This is a genomic window from Exiguobacterium sp. PFWT01 (genome assembly GCF_018255795.1).
Taxonomy (GTDB): domain Bacteria; phylum Bacillota; class Bacilli; order Exiguobacteriales; family Exiguobacteriaceae; genus Exiguobacterium.
Window position 1 is genome coordinate 1,122,206 of the sequence record NZ_CP073755.1, and the last position, 18,447, is coordinate 1,140,652.

Consider the following 18,447-nt stretch of genomic DNA (forward strand, 5'->3'; position numbering starts at 1 on the left):
GTGTATCGATTGAACAGCTTCCAACAGTTCAAATTGCTACCGTTTATGGTTGATGCGTTAACAGAAAAGCGCATTACAAAACCGACCGATATTCAAGCCCGGATTATTCCGGCTGCCTTGAATGGTCGAGATATTATTGGAAAATCACAGACAGGAACGGGTAAAACACTTGCGTTCTTGTTACCGATCGTTGAAGCGATCAACCCAGAAGATGCTTCAGTTCAAGCAATCGTCGTCGCACCGACACGCGAACTCGCTTGGCAGATTCATGAAGAATTGAAATCGATTCTTATTAAAAACCCAGATTACATCAAATCGAGTTTGATTGTCGGAGGGACAGACCGCGAACGTCAAATCGATAAGATGAAAAATCCACCACAATTGATCATCGGGACACCGGGACGAATCCTTGATCTCATGAAAGCACAGGCGTTATTCCCGCATAAAGTGACACACTTTGTCGTCGATGAAGCCGATCAAATGCTCGATATGGGATTCTTGCCGGAGGTCGACCGCATCGCACAGGCGCTTCCTGAAAAACTGCAAACAATGGTCTTCTCAGCGACGATTCCTGAGAACCTTGAACCGTTCTTGAAGAAATACCTTCATGACCCACGCTTTGCAGAGGCGAGCCCCGAGCATCGCGTCGCACCAAAAATCAAGCACCACGTGATCCCGGTTCGTCACCGTGACCGTAAAGAATTGACTGTCGAGATTGCGAAAGCAATCAACCCGTTCGTTTGTCTCGTGTTCACCAATACGAAACAAGAGGCAGATGAGTTGGAGACGTCATTCCGCGAAGCGGGTCTAAACGTCGGTACATTGCACGGAGATATGCAGGCACGTCGCCGCAAACAAGCGATTAAAGATATTAACGACGCGAAATACCAATACGTGATTGCCACTGACTTGGCGGCACGCGGAATCGATATTTCAGGAGTCTCTCACGTCATCAACCATGGGATTCCGAAAGACCTTGATTTCTATACGCACCGTGTCGGTCGTACGGGACGTGCGGGCGCATCAGGTGAGGCGTACACACTATATGAGGACCATGAGAATGGACCGATCAACAGACTTGAAGAACGTGGGTTCGAATTCACTCATGTGGACTTGCGCAACGGTTCGATTCAACCGATCAAGACACGTCGTCGTCGTCAAACAGACCGGAAGATGAAAGTCTCGCATACGGCACATAGTCGCATGGCCGGTGAAATCAAGAAGGCGAAGAAGAAAGTGAAGCCTGGCTATAAGAAGAAATTCAAGTATAAGTTGAAAGAGACGGCATCACGCGAGCATATGCAACAACAACGCTCGGATCGTCGTGCAGCACGTAAGAAAAACAAACGTTAATTTTTTGAGAGAATCGACTTCTTGGAGTCGGTTCTTCTTTTTGTGTAAACTAAAGAGAGAAGCAAATGAAGGGAAGATGAGGATGTTAAAAATAGGTTCACACGTTTCGGTATCAGGTAAAAAGATGTTGTTAGCAGGGAGTGAAGAGGCAGTCTCTTACGGGGCGAATACGATGATGGTGTATACAGGTGCGCCCCAAAACACACGCCGTAAACCCATTGAAGATTTAAATATTGAGGCAGCACTGAAACATATGGCCGCACATGACATCGAAGAGATTGTTGTTCACGCACCATATATCATCAATCTCGGGAATACGACGAAACCAGAGACGTTTGAATTGGCTGTTTCATTCTTGACTCAGGAATTAAAACGGGCAGAAGCACTCCAAGTGGCTCGTCACGTCGTTCTTCACCCAGGCGCGCATGTCGGAGCCGGAGAAGAAGTCGGTCTCGCTCGAATCATCGAAGGATTGAATGAAGTGTTGACTGGCGACGAACAAGTAAAGATTGCGCTTGAGACGATGGCAGGGAAGGGAAGCGAACTTGGTAAGACGTTTGAAGAACTTGCGACCATCATTGATGGCGTGACGCACAATGATCGACTCTCGGTTTGCTTTGATACGTGTCACGTCCATGATGCAGGATATGACTTAGTTGGTGACTTAGACGGCGTCATTGAACAATTCGATCGCATCGTCGGACTCGACCGTCTCGGAGTGATTCATGTAAATGATTCGAAGAATGTGCGCGGTGCAAAAAAAGACCGTCATGAAAACATTGGCTACGGAGAGATTGGATTTGATACGCTAAATCGTATTATTCATCACGAGGCATTTGCGCATCTACCGAAAATTCTAGAAACGCCATATATCCCGATTAGCGAAAAAACAAAAGTCGCTCCATATAAACAAGAGATTGAAATGTTCCGTGCCAATCAATTTGATGCCGAGTGGCGTGAACGATTCACGCTCGCTCATCAATAAGCGATGAACGTCCTACAGGTCGATCCAAAGCGATATGATGTCTGGAACGCATTCCCGACTTATTTTCTTGAACAAAGTCCGGTTTATGTAAAGGGGTCCGTGACGACACCGACAGCATTTATCGAAGTGATGGGGCATGGCATCGTGGCGGAAGCAGAGGTGTTACTTGAAGAGACGATTGAGCGACCAGACGATCCGTATTGGCTCGGAGAGAGTCCGGGAGGGGTGGCGCTGTATTCCTTGGTCGACCTGTTACAACTTCATTTTCATCATCCGCTCTTGCAAGTGGGAATGTATGAGGGGGATGAACCGTACGAGTCAATTCGAACAAAATGGAATGACGGCTATCATGTACCATCGTCTAAGTGGACGAAAGCGTCATATGAGGCGCACTTGTTTCGAGAAAAACTTTTAGCACCAAAGTCGAACGTGACGACTTGTACGAACTGTCATGAAGACCTAGCTGAACGCTTTGGGCAAGAGGCGTATCACTTGATTGAGTATCACTTGACAGAGGAACGTGGCATCTGGGTTTGTCCGACCTGTCATAAAGCCATTCATACATTAGACTAAATAATAAAAGATGCCCTTTTTCGAGGGCATCTTTTATTAGAATGGCCAGTTCGCTACAGCAAATTGATAAACCTTCATTCCGAGGAATACCCCGAAAATCCCAACAACTCCTGGCAATACCGGTGGGGCAGGCAGTGGTAGTTTGAGTGCGGTGAAGATGGCACCACAAATCAAGCCGGCGAGTAATGATAATAAAATCTCCTGCATAAATAATTCCTCCGTCTCTAAATGAAAGCGCTTCATAATAACTGAATCGAATTTATTATACAACGAGTTTTCTTATTTGAGAAGTCTAACATCAGTCATCTGTCATTTTCTCGTTCTCGGCCCGAAGGCGGAGCACTTCGCGTTCCGCCCAATTTGACGGTTCTCGTTCGAATACGCTAGGTATGTTGTTCCATCGACCACCCGTATATTGATGGATGATAATTTGTGATTGAATCTCTTCCTCGTTGGTCTCACGTTTCACGTATACATAGCGGCCGTCAGAACGTTGCCTTCTTGCTTTCACATTATCGACGAGTTGAAGGGCCATCATATCTTTGATGTATGTTTTATGTGATGCGTTCAAGATGGGGAAGAGTATCTCGATCCGTTTTTTCATATTTCGTGTCATCCAGTCCGCAGAAGAACAGTATAAGTCTTCTTTTCCATTTTGGTAAAAATAAAAGATTCGGGAATGTTCGAGATATCGGTCGATGATCGAGATAACTTTGATGTTTTCAGAGACCCCTTTAATTCCCGGTCGTAAGCAACAAATGCCTCGGACAATCAAATCGATTTTCACCCCCGCGGACGAAGCATCATACAATTTTGTGATGATGGCCCGGTCCGTGATCGAGTTCATCTTAGCGACGATGCGACCGTTGCCGTACTTATCATGCAGTTTGATTTCATCATCAATTTTATTCAAGAAGAAGTCTTTCATGTCGTCAGGCGACGTCTCGAACTGATGCCAAGATGGTCGTTCCCCATAACCGGATAACCAGTTGAAAAAGTTCGTTGCATCTTCAGCGAGTTCTTCATTTGTGGTGAGGAGCCCAATGTCTGTGTATAGCTTGGCGGTCGAATCGTTATAGTTACCGGTTCCGAGATGAATGAACCGTTGCAACACACCACCTTCTAGAATGCGAACGACGAGGGTGATTTTTGAGTGTGTCTTCAGTTCTTTATAGCCGTAGATGACGTGAGCTCCGGCTTTCTCAAGTTGCTTTGCCCATTGAATGTTTTTTTCTTCATCAAAACGTGCTTTTAGTTCGACGAGGACAGTGACTTGTTTTCCGCTCTCGGCTGCATCAGTCAAGGCTTTGATGATAGGAGAGTCCCCAGAGACGCGATAGAGTGTCTGCTTGATTGCCAAGACGTTCGGGTCTTTGGCGGCTTGAACGATAAAACGGACGATTGGATCGAATGAATGATACGGGTGATGTAGCAGATAATCCTGTTTAGCGATACTTTGGAATAAATCTTTACCCGATTCAAGACCTTCTGGGATAAATGGGATCAACGTTTCATTGATCATGTCATCATATTCCATCCCGATCTGATTGTAGATCCCAAACAGGAAGGTCAAGTCGATCGGACCGTCGACAATAAAGATATCCCGGTCATGTAAATCAAGGACGTCTTGTAGCATGAACAACAGTTCTTTTCGTAACGATCGTTGCTGTACCTCGAGTCGGATGGCAACCCCATATCTTCTCTTCTTCAATTCTTTTTCGATTTGTTTCAAGACGTCACGACTGCCCTCTTCGTGAAACGGCATGTCCGCGTTCCGCGTAATTCGGAATGGCATCGTGGACTCGACGACAAATCCTTTGAAGAGTGAGTCGATGAATTGAATGATCAAATCCTCAAGTAAAATCAAATCGGTATGTTCTTCATCATCGGTAGGTAGTTCCAGATAACGCGGAAGAACGGATGGCACTTGAACGAGGGCGAGTCGCTTTTTTCCTTCGTCATTCGAGGCAATCTCGACAGCAATGTTCAGTGACTTGGATAAGAGCATTGGGAACGGACGATAGGCATCGACTGCAATCGGTGTCAGGACAGGGAATACGTGCGTTCGAAAATACTCTTTCACGAAGTCTTGTTGGGTCTTGTTCAAATGTTTCGTCCGTAAGAAGCGGACGTGCTGATTCGATAGCTGTTTCGTGATTTTTTTATATGTCGCATATTGCGTCTCGACGAGTTCTTGCGCTCGCATCGAAATGGACTTGATCTGCTGTTTTGGAGTGAGGCCCGTCTTGTCTTCCGGACGATTGAACCCGGCGAGGACCTCATCTTTCAATCCACCGACTCGTACCATATAAAATTCATCAAGGTTAGAACTGAAAATCGCTAAAAATTTCAATCGTTCCATCAATGGATTTCGTTCATCCATCGCCTCCTCGAGGACACGCTCGTTGAAGTCGAGCCAGCTGAGCTCACGGTTGTTAAAATGTTCATTCGTATATTCGGACATGGTTACTCCTCCTCGCTCAAGACAATCTCAATCGATTGATCAATTGCGCGTTCTAAATGCTTTTTATGGCGAGTGCTTCGCTGCAACTCAAAACGTGCGGAACCATTCGTATCTAGCGTAAGTGTGAGACCGTCCTTTGTACTAGCAACATGGATGTCCGTCACGATCTGACGCTCCGTCAAGTCGAGGGCATCGACGAGTTTCACAATCGACCCGAGCAACTCCAAACTCTTCAATAACTTTTGATCAAACCATTTCGGGAAAGCCTCGATATGTTGTTCCAATACTCGTTTTGATTTGAAGGATGTGACGAGGGCAAGGGCGAGTCGATCCTCGTTGTTTAGTCCTTTGAAATCGTTTGTGGTGATTAAATGGAACGTGTGGTCACTCTTATTGTTGTGATCGATATATTCACCGACATAGGCAAGGCGACAGGCACCTTCGAGGAGACCAGGCTCAAATGGTTTCGGTTTAATCGCTTTCACTTCAATTAATCCGTTATACAACTGTCGAGCTAATCGGATGAGATGTTGATGACGAGTCGGGTTCACGTCGTATTGTTTTTCAAAATGACGAAAACTTTCTTCCTTCACATCGGCAAAACGAACTTTATCATGCTCATGTAAATAGTTTTCATAGAAGAGACCTTCACGGAGTCCATTGTTACTCATCGTGAACTCAGGTACTTTCAAATATTTAGCGAGTTCGCCGATTGCTGTCACGGCAGGCGCGATGATGTCGACCCGGTCTTTTGACAGCCCATCCAAACGTCCGAGTTGTTTGCTCGACATTCCGACGAGTTCATCTATGACGCCCTCTAACTGTTCAGCAGAAATCGTATACTGATGGATTCCTTCAAGCGGGAAGTTCGATATGGTCTGTTCGACCCGGACTAAGTTACGAGCCGTCCCACCGACACCGACAAGAGGGACACCGTGTGGTTCGAGCCATTCAATTTCCTTGAATGCCTTCTTTAAGTATGCGGTCAACGCTTTCCGCTCGTCTTTCGTCATCGTCTCATCTTTCATGAATTCTTTCGTTAACGTCACGGCACCGAAAGGGAAACTATGATAGAAGACGAGTTCGCGGTTTTGAAAATATGTGACTTCCATTGATCCCCCACCAATATCGACGGAATATCCATCTTCCACGTAGGTAGAGTTGACGATGGCCGAATATCCGTAAAATGCTTCTTCGTAATCGCTCAACAGGCGGATTGTCATCCCTGTAGATTGTTTGACGTTCTGCAAAATCTCATCTGAGTTATTCGCGTTTCGAATGGCTGCCGTCGCCACAGGGAGTATATCGGTTACGTGATGATGGTCGTTCAGCTCTTTAAAGTGACGTAACGTATCGATGAGTGAAGTGATTCCTTCTTCAGTCATTTCATTCGCATCACTAATATGGCTAGACAATCGCGCGACTTCTTTCACATTTAACCGTTCGAAGTATTGTCCTTCCTCGTTCACTTCGAAGATGACGTTTCGAATCGAGTTGGATCCGATATCAATAACTGCCAGTTTCTTTTCCATAAAACCATTCCCTTCATAATACTAGTTTAATCGACAAGGTTTTGAACGAACATACGATTTACGTGAATTTTAACTTTTGGCTAGATGAAACCGGTCTTGCTTGAAGGTGTTCTTGATATTCTGTATAATACAAACGCCTAGAAAGTAGAAATGATTACGATTTAACATATGAGAGAAGGGATTAGATGACTACAACTGTCGTCAAATTAAACGAGGTGTCTTATTTCTATGATGGGACACCGGCCTTACAAAACGTATCGATTGATATTCGGCAAGGGGACTTTGTCGCAATCGTCGGAGAAAACGGTTCTGGGAAGTCGACTTTGATTCGAACCATTCTTGGATTACTGAACCCACAGCAAGGGTCGGTCGAATTGTTCGGCAAGCCCATTTCGCAGTTTAAAGATAAGTCTCGTATCAGTTACGTTTCCCAAAAAGCGGCTTCCTTTAACTCGGGATTCCCGGTTACCGTCGAAGAAGTAGTCGCGATGGGTAGATATGGACGTCTCGGTTTATTCAAACGTTTGAAGATGGAAGACCAGGCAGCGATTCAAAATGCGTTACAAACGGTCAACATGTGGCAGTATCGTCATCGGAAAATTGGAGATCTATCCGGAGGACAACAACAGCGCGTCTTTATCGCCCGAGCGATGGTTAACCAACCTGATCTATTGATTCTCGATGAGCCGACCGTCGGTGTGGACCAAAAGCACTTACAAGATTTTTATGAAGTCTTGCATATGCTTCGTGAACATACGACTTGTACGTTCGTCCTCGTCACCCACGATTTAAACGTGGTGACCGACCTCGTCACAAAAGTCGTCCATCTCGACCGCGGACGATTGGCATGTAATTGTGGACTGAGAGAATACAGCGAGCTCGGAGAACTCGCATCGTCCATCAAACCTTATCCTGTTAAAGTACTTGTTCACGAGGGAACGACATGATCACAGATCTTTGGACATATAGTTTTTTACGTTATGCGTTCATTGCAGCACTTGTGATTGGGTTTACCGCTCCGCTCATCGGTTCATTTATCGTGGTGAGACGGATGAGCTTGATTGCCGATGCATTGTCACACATGACGCTTGCCGGAATTTCGTTCAGTTTATTTCTCGGACAATATATCGCTCTATTCGCTGACCTGAACCCCTTATATATGGGAACGCTCATCTCTGTATTGGCGGCATTAGGACTCAATTGGCTTCGAGGGAAATATGTGCACTTCCAGGAACTATCCATTCCGATCATGATGTCCGCAGGAATGGGACTTAGTGCCATCTTTATCTCGCTATCGCGAGGATTCTCGGTCGACTTGTCCACACTCTTGTTCGGATCGATCTCTGCTGTGAGTCAATCGGACATCACATTGATTGTCAGTGTGGCCGTCTTGACATTTCTTGTGATCTTTATCTTCTATAAGCAGTTGTTGTTCTTATCGTTTGATGAAGAGCAGGCAAAAGTGTCGGGATTACCGAGTACGATGCTTCATCTGTTATTCATGTTCATCGTAGCGCTTGTGATTGCCGTCAGCATGCGAATAGTCGGAACGCTTCTCGTATCTAGCTTGATTACGTTACCCGTCGCAGCGGCGCTACGCTTTACATCGAGCTTCAAACAGACCATTCTCTGGTCCATCATCTTCGGAGAGGTCGCGACAATCGGTGGGCTCGTCCTTGCATATGATCTCGATGTCGCTCCAGGCGGTGTCATCGTATTGATTGCGGTCGGTATTTTAGCAATCGTCATGGCACTTGAGAAAGTCATGAGTTTCAAGAAAAAGGAGGTACAACATGAATGAGACTGAACAATTAAATCGTCTTCGTGCATCTTCTTTAAAAGTGACGCCGAAACGTCTTGAAATGTATGCTTATCTCTCTGAAGAAGATCGATATATCAGTGCGAAGGAAGTACTCGAGTACATGCGAGACAAACATCCGACGATGAGTTATGACACGGTGTATCGAAATTTGAAGTCGTTTGCGGAGGAAGGATTACTTGAAGCGACGGAACTCGATGGTGAGAAATCCTTTCGAGTCACCTGTAGTGCGGCACATCACCATCATCATTTGATCTGTCGGAGCTGCGGAAAGACGAAACTGCTCGATTTATGTCCGATGCGCTTCGTAGAGGCGCTCGACCCTGAATTTGAAGTGGTCGATCATAAATTTGAGATATATGGGTATTGTAAAGAATGTAAGCAAAAGGGATTGATTTGATTCAATCCCTTTTTTGTATCGAAGGGGGAGGTCAGATGATCTATACAGCTGCTGAAATCAAGCAGATTGATCGCACAGCAATCCAAAATGGGATGCCCGAAGAGATGTTGATGGAGCGAGCGGCCTCGGCGATTGTGCCTCACATTCGAATCGAATCGCAGGCTACCGTTTTGGTGATTTGTGGGACGGGCAACAACGGTGGGGACGGTTGGGTCGTCGCTCGAGAACTTGCTATGAGAGGGCATGAGGTCAGCGTATGGTCACCGTTAGGGAAAAGTAAGTCTGAGGCGGCTGCAATACACGCTTCCTACGCCTCCGCATTTGTTCACCTTGTGGAGCGGCCGATTGAAACAGATGTCATCATTGATGCCTTGTTCGGTGTCGGATTGTCCGGTCCCGTGACTGGTCACGCGCGGGAAGTGATTGAATGGGTGAATCGTCAATCGACGACGGTCATCTCGATAGACGTACCGTCAGGCATACCGAGTGATCACACTCGAGACTTTAATGACATGGCAATTCGGGCGACGTCTACGTATTCGTTACACGGTTTCAAGCGTTCGACATTCTTAAATCGGACGGCTCCATTCTATGGAAAAGTGGAACGGGTTGATATCGGACTCCCGCATACATCCGATTGGAAGGTGTTGACCGACGCTGACTTTGACCGATCTCTTTTGGAGCGCAATCAATTCAGCCATAAGACGACATATGGACATGGGATGTTCATCGGAGGGAGTCGTCATTTTCTCGGTGCACCATTCTTGGGTGGTCGTGCTGCAACTCGTTCTGGCATTGGCTTATTGCGTCTATCCATTCCACGCGAAGCGAGCCCGCTCATCTCAACATTACCTGAAGCGATGTATCAGCAACACACCGATGTGGTGGAACAATCGTACGATGCACTGGCCATCGGTCCCGGAATGGTCGAAGGGGAGGCGTTGAATCTCATCTGGCAATACGCGAAACAGCAGACCTGTCCTGTCATTTTGGACGCTGGGGCATTGTCGACGAAACGACTGGAAACCCGGGGACCGCTTACGCTCACACCGCATCCAGGTGAATTTTCAAGATTGACCGGTAAATCGGTCGAAGAGATTGAGGCAGACCGCTTCTCCATCGCTTGTGACTTCGCGAAACGACACCGAGTCCATTTGATTTTAAAAGGCACGTATACGCTCATCGTCACACCTGACGGAACAGGTGCCGTCAATACTGTTGAAGCATCGGCGTTAGCGAAAGGTGGAAGTGGGGACGTGTTGACTGGCATCCTTCTGGCGCTATGGGCTAGAAAAGAAAAACCTTCGTCACCGAACGAGCAAGCGGTGCTATGGCATGCGCTCGCTGCCAAGTCCATTAGCCAGACGATACACCCCGCAAGTGTACTCGCAAGCGATTTAATCGAAGAGCTCGGACGAATATAAAAGGCAAGCCCGATTGTGTCGGGCTTGCCTTTTAACGTTGCTGTATAACGATTTGTTTCTCTAATTGCGCGACATGGTGATGCGCCTCACGCCATGTCGAAATGCGAGTTACGCCCTCTGGTAACGTCTTACGATTGTAGGGTGCGTCGAATAGGAGTACGGGAATTGACGTTTCTTCATGAATCGAGATGGCATTCTCATACCGGTCTTCCATAAACAGTTCGAGTGACAAGTCTTTGACGACATTGATTTTATCGTGAGAACCGGTCATGACCAACGAATCGAGCGGCAAACGATGCTGTTTGATCCATTCTTCCGTAACCGGTCGAACCGCCTCACTTCGGGCGGTGACGTAGTGCAGGTGATGTTGCTGCTTTAATTCCCATAACACATCCAACACATCAGAGTGCGGAAGAGAACGACGATAAATCGCTTCTTCATGCCCCTCTTCAATCATAAACTTCCAAAATTCATGTTGCTCCATCGTCGTGTACGTGTGTAACTCGTACTCGGTCGCACGATGATAGTCAATTGAATAGCCCAGTGATTCATTCATATATAGAAAACAACTTTTAGGATCTGTAACGGTTCCATCCAAATCAATGCCGATTCGCATCTCATCACTCCTCCTCACATGCCCTCTATTCTATCAAAAACCCGTACGGTTGCAACCGTACGGGCATGATCTTCATTAATTTGATTGGTTTGCGAGCTCTTGTTCTTCGCGCTCACGTTCCGCCATTTTTTCAGCGGCGATCGCATCGATTTCTTTTTTCAATTCTTCGACCATCGTCGCTTCAGGCACTTTGCGGATAATCTTTCCGTGACGGAAGAGAAGTCCTTCGTTACGTGCGCCAGCGATTCCGATGTCTGCTTCACGAGCCTCACCTGGTCCGTTTACCGCACATCCGAGAACGGCGACTTTAATGTTGACGTTGATGTTTTGGATGTATTCTTCTACCTCTTTTGCAATGGAAATCAAATCGATTTCAATTCGTCCACATGTTGGACAAGAGATCAAAGTCGCGGCATTTGCTGCAAGTCCAAATGACTTGAGCACTTCTTTCGCAACTTTTACTTCCTCAACCGGGTCGTCTGAAAGTGAAACTCGAACTGTTGAACCGATTCCAAGAGAGAGAATCGCACCGAGTCCCGCAGCCGACTTGAGTGAACCGGAGAAGAGTGGACCTGACTCTGTGATGCCGACGTGAAGAGGATAATCAAACGTCTTCGCAGCGAGTGTGTAGGCTTCAAGAGCAAGGTTTACGTCTGAAGCTTTGAGCGAGATGATCGTGTTGTAGAAGCCGAGGTCCTCGAGAATCTTCACGTGGTGCATCGCACTCTCGACCATACCTTGCGCGGTCGGATATCCATACTTTTCAAGGAATTGTTTTTCTAATGAACCGGCGTTGACCCCGATTCGAATTGGGATCCCTTTTGCTTTCGCCGCGTTGACGACGGCCTCTACTTTCTCACGGCGGCCGATGTTACCCGGGTTGATCCGGATTTTATCGACGCCACTTTCGATGGCTTTTAAAGCAAGCTTGTAGTCGAAATGAATGTCGACGACGAGCGGGATGTTGATGCGGCTCTTAATTTCTGCAAGTGCGTCAGCTGCACGTTCGTCTGGACAAGCCACGCGAACGACTTGGCAACCAGCTTCTTCAAGACGTTTGATCTCGGCGACTGTCGCCTCGACGTCATGCGTTTTCGTAGTGGTCATAGATTGAATAATGACTTCGTTCGATCCTCCGATAATCAAGTTACCGACGCGGACCGGACGTGTTAATGAACGATGCAAAATTTCTGACATATACGTAATCTCCTTCTTTTGGAAAGAATCCAATCGATTTAAGATGATAAGGTTTCTTCATTATCATAACGAAAAGAATGTGAAAAAGCATCTAGGATGCGTGACGGATGTGTGCTCTTTACAAACTCTAACGCTATCTTAACATCTACTTCATAATTTTCCACCGTCTCAAGACCGATATATAGGCGAGATTAGAAAAAGAGGTGGCATCTGTGAAGTGGAACTTTAAACGAAATCGAATCAAGAGGAAGAGACCGTTGAACGAGGCACGTCAGTATCCTAAATTGGCCCACCGACTCCAGTGGACACTCATGCCGATTGTCTTATTCGTCTTCGCGCTCACATTCGGGTGGTTCGCAATCAAATCTGAGCAACTCTTGGCATCAGAAATCGAGCAACGGCTCATGCGAGAAGTCACTGTCATGCGTGAATCAATTAAAACGTCATATAGTGCCTACGTTGCGAATGAGAAACAGTTGGCACGCTCGCTGAAGTCAGCCTATATGCAACAGGCTTCAATCTTATCGGGAGATGAGTTTGATGCGGCACAATTTTTAGTGCGTGATCAAGTAATTGAACAGCTGACTGGGAAGGAAAGCATAGTGACAGAGAAATTGATCGGCAAGATGTCGAACAGTTCTGAAGCGGAAGTGAAAGAAACTGAAACGTTACTAGTGGCTTCTGTCCCGATACCTGAACTAAAAGCCGATTACGTCCTTGTCGTTACGAAGGAATCAGTTTTGGGTCCGATGAGTTCGCTACGCCAACATATCGCCTTCATCGTATTAATTGCGATGGTTGGCGTGATGGTCCTCTTCACACGGTTGATTCACCGTGAAGTGAAACCACTCAGTGTGTTGGCTGATTCGTTACGAAGTGCCGTGGCATCACGCCGATTCGATGATGTCACACTTGGATCGAAGTCAAAAGAGATTCATATGTTAGAAACAGAGTTCAATGCGTTCATCACGCTTTGGAATCAATCGATGTCCATGATGGGAAAAACGGCAACGGCGTTCAATCAAAGCTTACCTGTCTTTAAACAAGAATTACGTAACAGTCACGAACAGGTGGAGCAGTTTCGGGAAGTGGCGGCAACGGTTGAATCGACGAGCTATTCATATCAATCGGTGACAAATGGCTCTACATCTAAAATGAAAGATGTGACGCGACAAATCGAAGCGCTTGAACAGCAAATCACGAGTGTGGACGAGCGAGGGAATCAATTGAAGTCTATTTTACATGAAGAACTTGAGACGTTCTCTTCCGTAAGAGACGTGAGTGATTACGTCGAGAAACAAGTGGAGTCGATTCAGAGACGACTTCTTGAGAGTGAGACGAATTCTTCGAAGGCAGATGTTGCGCTGAAAAGTATCTTATCCGTATCGGCGGCAACAAAGATGTTATCGTTAAACGCATCGATTGAAGCGGCACGAGCAGGAGAGCACGGCAAAGGATTTGCTGTCGTTGCCAGCGAAGTAGGGAATTTAGCGAAGATGACAAACGAATCGACGCTCTTAGCGGTCAGTGCCATCGAAGCATTAAACACAGAGCGAACGGAACTGCTATCTGAAGTCAATGACTTCATTCAAGAAGTTCACCATTTAAAAGATGCCGTTAGTCGTGTCGAGTCAGGAATTGAAACCATCGATCGTGAGATAAAAGTACAGCTTGACGAATTTCAAGCGATTACGGTCCATACATCGAGTACGGGCCAGCAGCTGGTTCATTTAATGGAATCGAATGAACAATTGCGCGAAATCAGTTCATTGCTTGAACGAAAATTGATTGAACTGAATACAGGTGTCGATCGCTGGTCAGATGTTCAGCTTGCCCTTCAAGACGCGGGAACGAATCTTGGAGACCAAAGTGAAGCATTGAATCAGACGCTAAAGGAACTGTCACCAACATAAAACAACGTCGGGCTCAAGAGGCCCGACGTTGTTTTGGTTGTGGTACTTTTGTTAGCGGAAAACTGATATAGCCGAGACCGATTATGAAGCCGAGGGTCAGGAAATCGGGATTCAAATGATAGAAGATGACCAATAACAAAGTTGGGATGAGTGTCATCGCCACAGCATATGGCCAGGCTTGACGATAAGCCCATTTGTTCTTTGAATAGATTTTCGTAAACAGTTGGACATACAATGCCATGAGTGCAACCCAAATCAAATAGAAGAATAAGATGGCGAAGCCGTGCAAGAATAGCCACATCGGGATGAAAAAGTCAGGACGAATCACGAAAAAGTCTAGTATGGTAATGACGAGAGTTAAGATGAATGTGGCGCCCATGTAGGCATGGAGCGGAGCTAGACGAAGTCGAAGTGCACGTTTCGATGGGACTAGGCTCGTTTGAAGAAACGTCAAAATGGTAGAGAGCATACTAAAAACTCCAATCTGTTATATTACAGTAAGTCGATAATCTTAAATAATGGTACAGTGTTTTAATAAAACTTTTACATTAAACGTATTTACATGATACTACCGATGAAGGCATAATGAGTAGGGCTTTAAAAACCAAGCAAATCCAACCAATTCTTAATTAAAAGGAGTACAAAAATCGTGGAATACAATTTGCAAGAAATGTTATTCATGTTTTTTGGAGGTCTAGGGATCTTCCTCTTCGGGATCAAATCGATGGGAGACGGACTCCAAAAGTCTGCAGGGAATCGCCTGCGCGACATCCTCGATAAGTATACAACGAATCCTTTCCTCGGTGTACTCGCCGGGATTATCGTGACAGTATTGATTCAATCATCTTCAGGTACAACCGTCATTACGGTCGGACTTGTTAGCGCCGGGTTCATGACACTCCGTCAAGCGATCGGGGTCATCATGGGGGCTAACATCGGTACGACGGTGACGGCGTTCATCATCGGATTCGATGTCGGTGAGTATGCGCTCCCGATTATTGCAATCGGTGCGGTACTATTGTTCTTCTTTAAAAAAGAAAAATTACAACACCTCGGTCAAATCTTCTTTGGCTTCGGGATGTTGTTCTATGGACTTGAATTGATGGGAAGTGGGATGAAACCACTTCGTTCAAGCGAATATTTCATCGACTTGACGCAATCAATGAGTGACAATCCGTTCCTCGGTGTCATCGTTGGTACAGTATTTACCGTGATTGTTCAATCATCGTCTGCGACGATTGGAATCTTGCAAGAACTATATGCTGGTGGATCGATTGATTTGGATGCTGCTCTTCCAGTATTGTTCGGCGATAACATCGGAACAACCATTACTGCAGTACTTGCTTCAATTGGTGCATCAGTTGCCGCACGTCGTGCAGCAGCTGCTCACGTCATCTTTAACTTGATTGGTACGACAATCTTTATGATTTTGTTGATTCCATTCACGAAATACATCTATTGGATCACAGAACTCTTAGTAATCGAAGATAAGATGCAAATCGCATTCGCACACGGTACGTTTAACGTCGTCAACACATTGATCCAGTTCTGGTTCATCGGAACGATTGCTTGGATTGTGACGAAGTTGGTCCCAGGTGAAGACTCGATCGTCGATACGAAAGCACAACATTTAGACCCGATCTTCATTCAACAGTCGCCTTCGATTGCAGTCGAGCAGGCGAAATATGAAGTCATCCGTATGGGAGATTTCGCAAAACTTGGTCTTGATGAAGCACGCAACTATTTGACGACTGGCGACAAGAAGCACGCTGAAAAGTCGGCACATATCGAAGAAGCATTGAACTCGTTGAATGCGAAAATTACAGATTACCTCGTGAAATTGGCTGCCGTTGATTTGACAGAACAAGAATCACAGGAACACAAAACACTCATGCATGCCATCAACGATATCGAGCGAATCGGTGATCACGTTGAGAACATCATTGAGTTGATTGATTATAAGACAGCTACGAAAGTGACACTTTCGGTAGATGCACAAAAAGAATTGACTGAAATGTACGACCTCACACGTGCGACGTTAGAGAAATCTCTTCAGACGTTGGCGAGCGGCGACATGATTGAAGCACGTAAAGTCATTGAAATGGAAGCGAAACTCGACATGCTCGAGCGTCAATTCCGTAAGAACCACGTCGTTCGTTTGAACACAGGTGCTTGTGATGGGCAAGCGGGTATGTTCTTCGTCGATATGCTCTCGAACTTGGAGCGAATCGGTGACCATGCCATGAACATCACGGAAATCACGCTTGAAGATGCAAACGAAGTAACCGTATAAATCAGGAGCACTCCAAATGAAATTTGGGGTGCTTTTTCTCATTTGGCAAGGAATACTCCTTGACACTCTAAGACATATTCAGTATATTATTACTGTATAACAACATGGCGGTGTAGCTCAGCTGGCTAGAGCGTACGGTTCATACCCGTGAGGTCGTGGGTTCGACTCCCTCCGCCGCTATTTATAAGGACCCTTAGCTCAGCTGGTTAGAGCAGACGGCTCATAACCGTCCGGTCGTAGGTTCAAGTCCTACAGGGTCCATTGTAAGCGACGTCACATTGTGAACGTCGCATTTTTGTTTTCAATCTAAAATTGCTGGGTAAATACTCGTTAGCATTTTGTTTTTTGAAAAATATGAAATGAGGCGGACAAAATGGAACGAAACCACACCATGATGCAATTTTTTGAATGGCATGTCGAGGCAGACCAAAAGCATTGGAAGCGACTGAAAGAGAGAGCAGCCGACTTAAATAAAGCAGGAATCACTGCGCTATGGCTACCACCTGTCACAAAAGGGCAAAGTGATCAAGATACCGGATATGGAATCTATGACTTATATGATTTGGGCGAGTTCGATCAAAAAGGGTCGATTGCCACAAAATATGGAACGAAAAAAGAACTACTTGAAGCAACGACCTATTGTCAACAAGAACTCGGGATGCAGATTTATATGGATGTCGTTATGAATCATAAAGCTGGGGCGGATGCGACCGAGAAGTTTGAAGTGTTAGAAGTCGATCCCGACGACCGTACGAAAGTCCTCTCGGATGAAGCGTTTGAAATCGAAGGGTGGACAAAATTTGATTATGAAGCTCGTGATGGGAAATATTCTTCATTTAAATGGGACTTCACACATTTTAACGGAACGGATTATGATGCGGCGACTGATCGTTCCGGTATTTTCTTTATCGTTGGAGAAAACAAAAGATGGAACGATAATGTCGACGATGAATTCGGTGTCTATGACTATTTAATGTTTGCGAACATCGACTACCACCATCCCGATGTGCGCGAAGAAGTGTTGAATTGGGGGAAATGGTTCATCGAAGAGACGAAATGTGATGGATTCCGTCTTGACGCCATTAAACACATCAACTATGACTTTGTAAAAGAGTTCAGTCAGACGATGCGGGAAGAGAAAGGTGACCAATTCTATTTTGTCGGCGAGTTTTGGAAATCTGACCTTGATGCCTGTCGTGAATTTCTCGATAACATCGATTACCATGTCGATTTATTCGATGTCCCGCTCCACTACAAATTACATCAAGCCTCAGAGGAAGGGGCCGCGTTTGACATGCGAACCATCTTTGATGATACGCTCGTTCAGTCACACCCGCTTCATTCCGTGACGTTCGTAGATAATCACGATTCACAACCTGAAGAGGCGCTTGAGTCATGGGTGAAAGATTGGTTCAAGCAAATCGCCTATGGTCTCGTCTTACTTCGTAAAGATGGTTATCCATGTGTCTTCTATGGCGATTACTACGGTATAGACGGTCCTCACCCGACGGATGGGATGAAGCTCGCCATTGATACGCTTCTGTATGCGCGCCGAGAGAAAGCGTATGGGGAGCAGGATGATTACTTTGATGATGCAAACGTCATCGGGTGGGTACGAAAAGGTGTGGAGGAAATCGAACGTTCTGGATGTGCCGTTCTCATTTCAACTTCTGATGAAGCTGAAAAGAGAATGTTTGTCGGGGAAGAACGTGCTGGTGAAACATGGGTCGATTTAACGAATACGTTGGATGATCGAATTGAGATTGATGAAGAAGGATTTGGGGTATTTAAAGTGTCGGCGGGGTCGATTTCAGTCTGGGCATTGCCAGAAGAAGATGTCGAATAAAGCATTACAATTGAGTCGACCGTCACATATCT

16 protein-coding genes and 2 tRNA genes are annotated in these 18,447 nt (G+C 45.9%); 12 read left to right on the top strand and 6 right to left on the bottom strand.

The genetic code is table 11. From position 1 onward, the window contains the following. Positions 1 to 9: 9 nt before the first annotated feature. From KD909_RS05775 to KD909_RS05785, 3 genes are all read left to right on the top strand, one after another. A complete protein-coding gene (locus KD909_RS05775; protein WP_012726633.1) occupies positions 10 to 1,353 on the top strand; it encodes a DEAD/DEAH box helicase in 1,344 nt (447 codons plus the stop codon). A gap of 82 nt (positions 1,354 to 1,435) precedes the next feature. Then, entirely contained in the window at positions 1,436 to 2,338 is a 903-nt protein-coding gene (locus KD909_RS05780) for a deoxyribonuclease IV (protein WP_031423250.1), read from the top strand. A 3-nt stretch (positions 2,339 to 2,341) separates the two neighbouring features. Further along, positions 2,342 to 2,911: a hypothetical protein gene (locus KD909_RS05785; RefSeq protein ID WP_211782642.1), complete on the top strand. Its 570-nt coding sequence runs from the start codon at positions 2,342 to 2,344 to the stop codon at positions 2,909 to 2,911. Positions 2,912 to 2,947: 36 nt separating this feature from the next. Here the strand turns inward: KD909_RS05785 and KD909_RS05790 are convergent, their stop codons facing one another. The 3 genes from KD909_RS05790 to KD909_RS05800 form a co-directional block, all read right to left on the bottom strand. Next, positions 2,948 to 3,118 (bottom strand): DUF1427 family protein, encoded by a 171-nt coding sequence (locus tag KD909_RS05790; protein WP_012726630.1) that lies wholly within the window; start codon positions 3,116 to 3,118, stop codon positions 2,948 to 2,950. Between the two features lie 91 nt (positions 3,119 to 3,209). Continuing rightward, positions 3,210 to 5,375, bottom strand: coding sequence for an RNA degradosome polyphosphate kinase (locus tag KD909_RS05795; RefSeq protein WP_211782643.1), 2,166 nt, complete (start codon positions 5,373 to 5,375; stop codon positions 3,210 to 3,212). Between the two features lie 2 nt (positions 5,376 to 5,377). After that, on the bottom strand, positions 5,378 to 6,907 hold the full coding sequence (locus tag KD909_RS05800) for a Ppx/GppA family phosphatase (protein WP_211782644.1): 1,530 nt from the start codon (positions 6,905 to 6,907) through the stop codon (positions 5,378 to 5,380). A gap of 185 nt (positions 6,908 to 7,092) precedes the next feature. Here KD909_RS05800 and KD909_RS05805 point away from each other — a divergent pair, with 185 nt between their 5' ends. From KD909_RS05805 to KD909_RS05820, 4 genes are read left to right on the top strand one after another with little or no spacing between them, the layout of a single operon-like run. Further along, positions 7,093 to 7,854, top strand: coding sequence for a metal ABC transporter ATP-binding protein (locus KD909_RS05805; RefSeq protein ID WP_211782645.1), 762 nt, complete (start codon positions 7,093 to 7,095; stop codon positions 7,852 to 7,854). Continuing rightward, positions 7,851 to 8,708 carry a metal ABC transporter permease gene (locus KD909_RS05810; RefSeq protein ID WP_211782646.1) on the top strand — a complete coding sequence of 286 codons (858 nt, stop codon included), beginning with the start codon at positions 7,851 to 7,853 and terminating at the stop codon, positions 8,706 to 8,708. The genes KD909_RS05805 and KD909_RS05810 overlap by 4 nt, the downstream gene beginning before the upstream one ends. Beyond that, positions 8,701 to 9,126: a Fur family transcriptional regulator gene (locus KD909_RS05815; RefSeq protein WP_211782647.1), complete on the top strand. Its 426-nt coding sequence runs from the start codon at positions 8,701 to 8,703 to the stop codon at positions 9,124 to 9,126. Before KD909_RS05810 ends, KD909_RS05815 begins: the two co-directional genes overlap by 8 nt. 35 nt (positions 9,127 to 9,161) lie before the next feature. After that, entirely contained in the window at positions 9,162 to 10,550 is a 1,389-nt protein-coding gene (locus KD909_RS05820; RefSeq protein WP_211782648.1) for an NAD(P)H-hydrate dehydratase, read from the top strand. Between the two features lie 31 nt (positions 10,551 to 10,581). Here KD909_RS05820 and KD909_RS05825 read toward each other — a convergent pair whose 3' ends face one another. Continuing rightward, complete coding sequence (locus KD909_RS05825) at positions 10,582 to 11,166, bottom strand: hypothetical protein (RefSeq protein ID WP_211782649.1); 585 nt, start codon at positions 11,164 to 11,166, stop codon at positions 10,582 to 10,584. A gap of 75 nt (positions 11,167 to 11,241) precedes the next feature. After that, positions 11,242 to 12,363 (bottom strand): flavodoxin-dependent (E)-4-hydroxy-3-methylbut-2-enyl-diphosphate synthase, encoded by a 1,122-nt coding sequence (ispG, locus tag KD909_RS05830; RefSeq protein ID WP_012726622.1) that lies wholly within the window; start codon positions 12,361 to 12,363, stop codon positions 11,242 to 11,244. Positions 12,364 to 12,575: 212 nt separating this feature from the next. Here ispG and KD909_RS05835 point away from each other — a divergent pair, with 212 nt between their 5' ends. Further along, positions 12,576 to 14,276, top strand: coding sequence for a methyl-accepting chemotaxis protein (locus KD909_RS05835; RefSeq protein ID WP_211782650.1), 1,701 nt, complete (start codon positions 12,576 to 12,578; stop codon positions 14,274 to 14,276). A gap of 13 nt (positions 14,277 to 14,289) precedes the next feature. On the opposite strand, the gene KD909_RS05840 is transcribed toward KD909_RS05835, so the two are convergent. Then, positions 14,290 to 14,745, bottom strand: a complete 456-nt coding sequence (locus KD909_RS05840) for a hypothetical protein (RefSeq protein ID WP_211782651.1) — start codon at positions 14,743 to 14,745, stop codon at positions 14,290 to 14,292. A gap of 180 nt (positions 14,746 to 14,925) precedes the next feature. Here KD909_RS05840 and KD909_RS05845 point away from each other — a divergent pair, with 180 nt between their 5' ends. The 4 genes from KD909_RS05845 to KD909_RS05860 all read left to right on the top strand — a co-directional run bounded on the left by KD909_RS05845 (position 14,926) and on the right by KD909_RS05860 (position 18,415). Continuing rightward, complete coding sequence (locus KD909_RS05845; RefSeq protein WP_211782652.1) at positions 14,926 to 16,569, top strand: Na/Pi cotransporter family protein; 1,644 nt, start codon at positions 14,926 to 14,928, stop codon at positions 16,567 to 16,569. A gap of 106 nt (positions 16,570 to 16,675) precedes the next feature. Beyond that, positions 16,676 to 16,749 (top strand) — tRNA-Met (locus tag KD909_RS05850). A gap of 7 nt (positions 16,750 to 16,756) precedes the next feature. After that, positions 16,757 to 16,830 (top strand) — tRNA-Ile (locus KD909_RS05855). A 112-nt stretch (positions 16,831 to 16,942) separates the two neighbouring features. After that, positions 16,943 to 18,415 (top strand): alpha-amylase, encoded by a 1,473-nt coding sequence (locus tag KD909_RS05860; protein WP_211782653.1) that lies wholly within the window; start codon positions 16,943 to 16,945, stop codon positions 18,413 to 18,415. Positions 18,416 to 18,447: the final 32 nt, after the last annotated feature.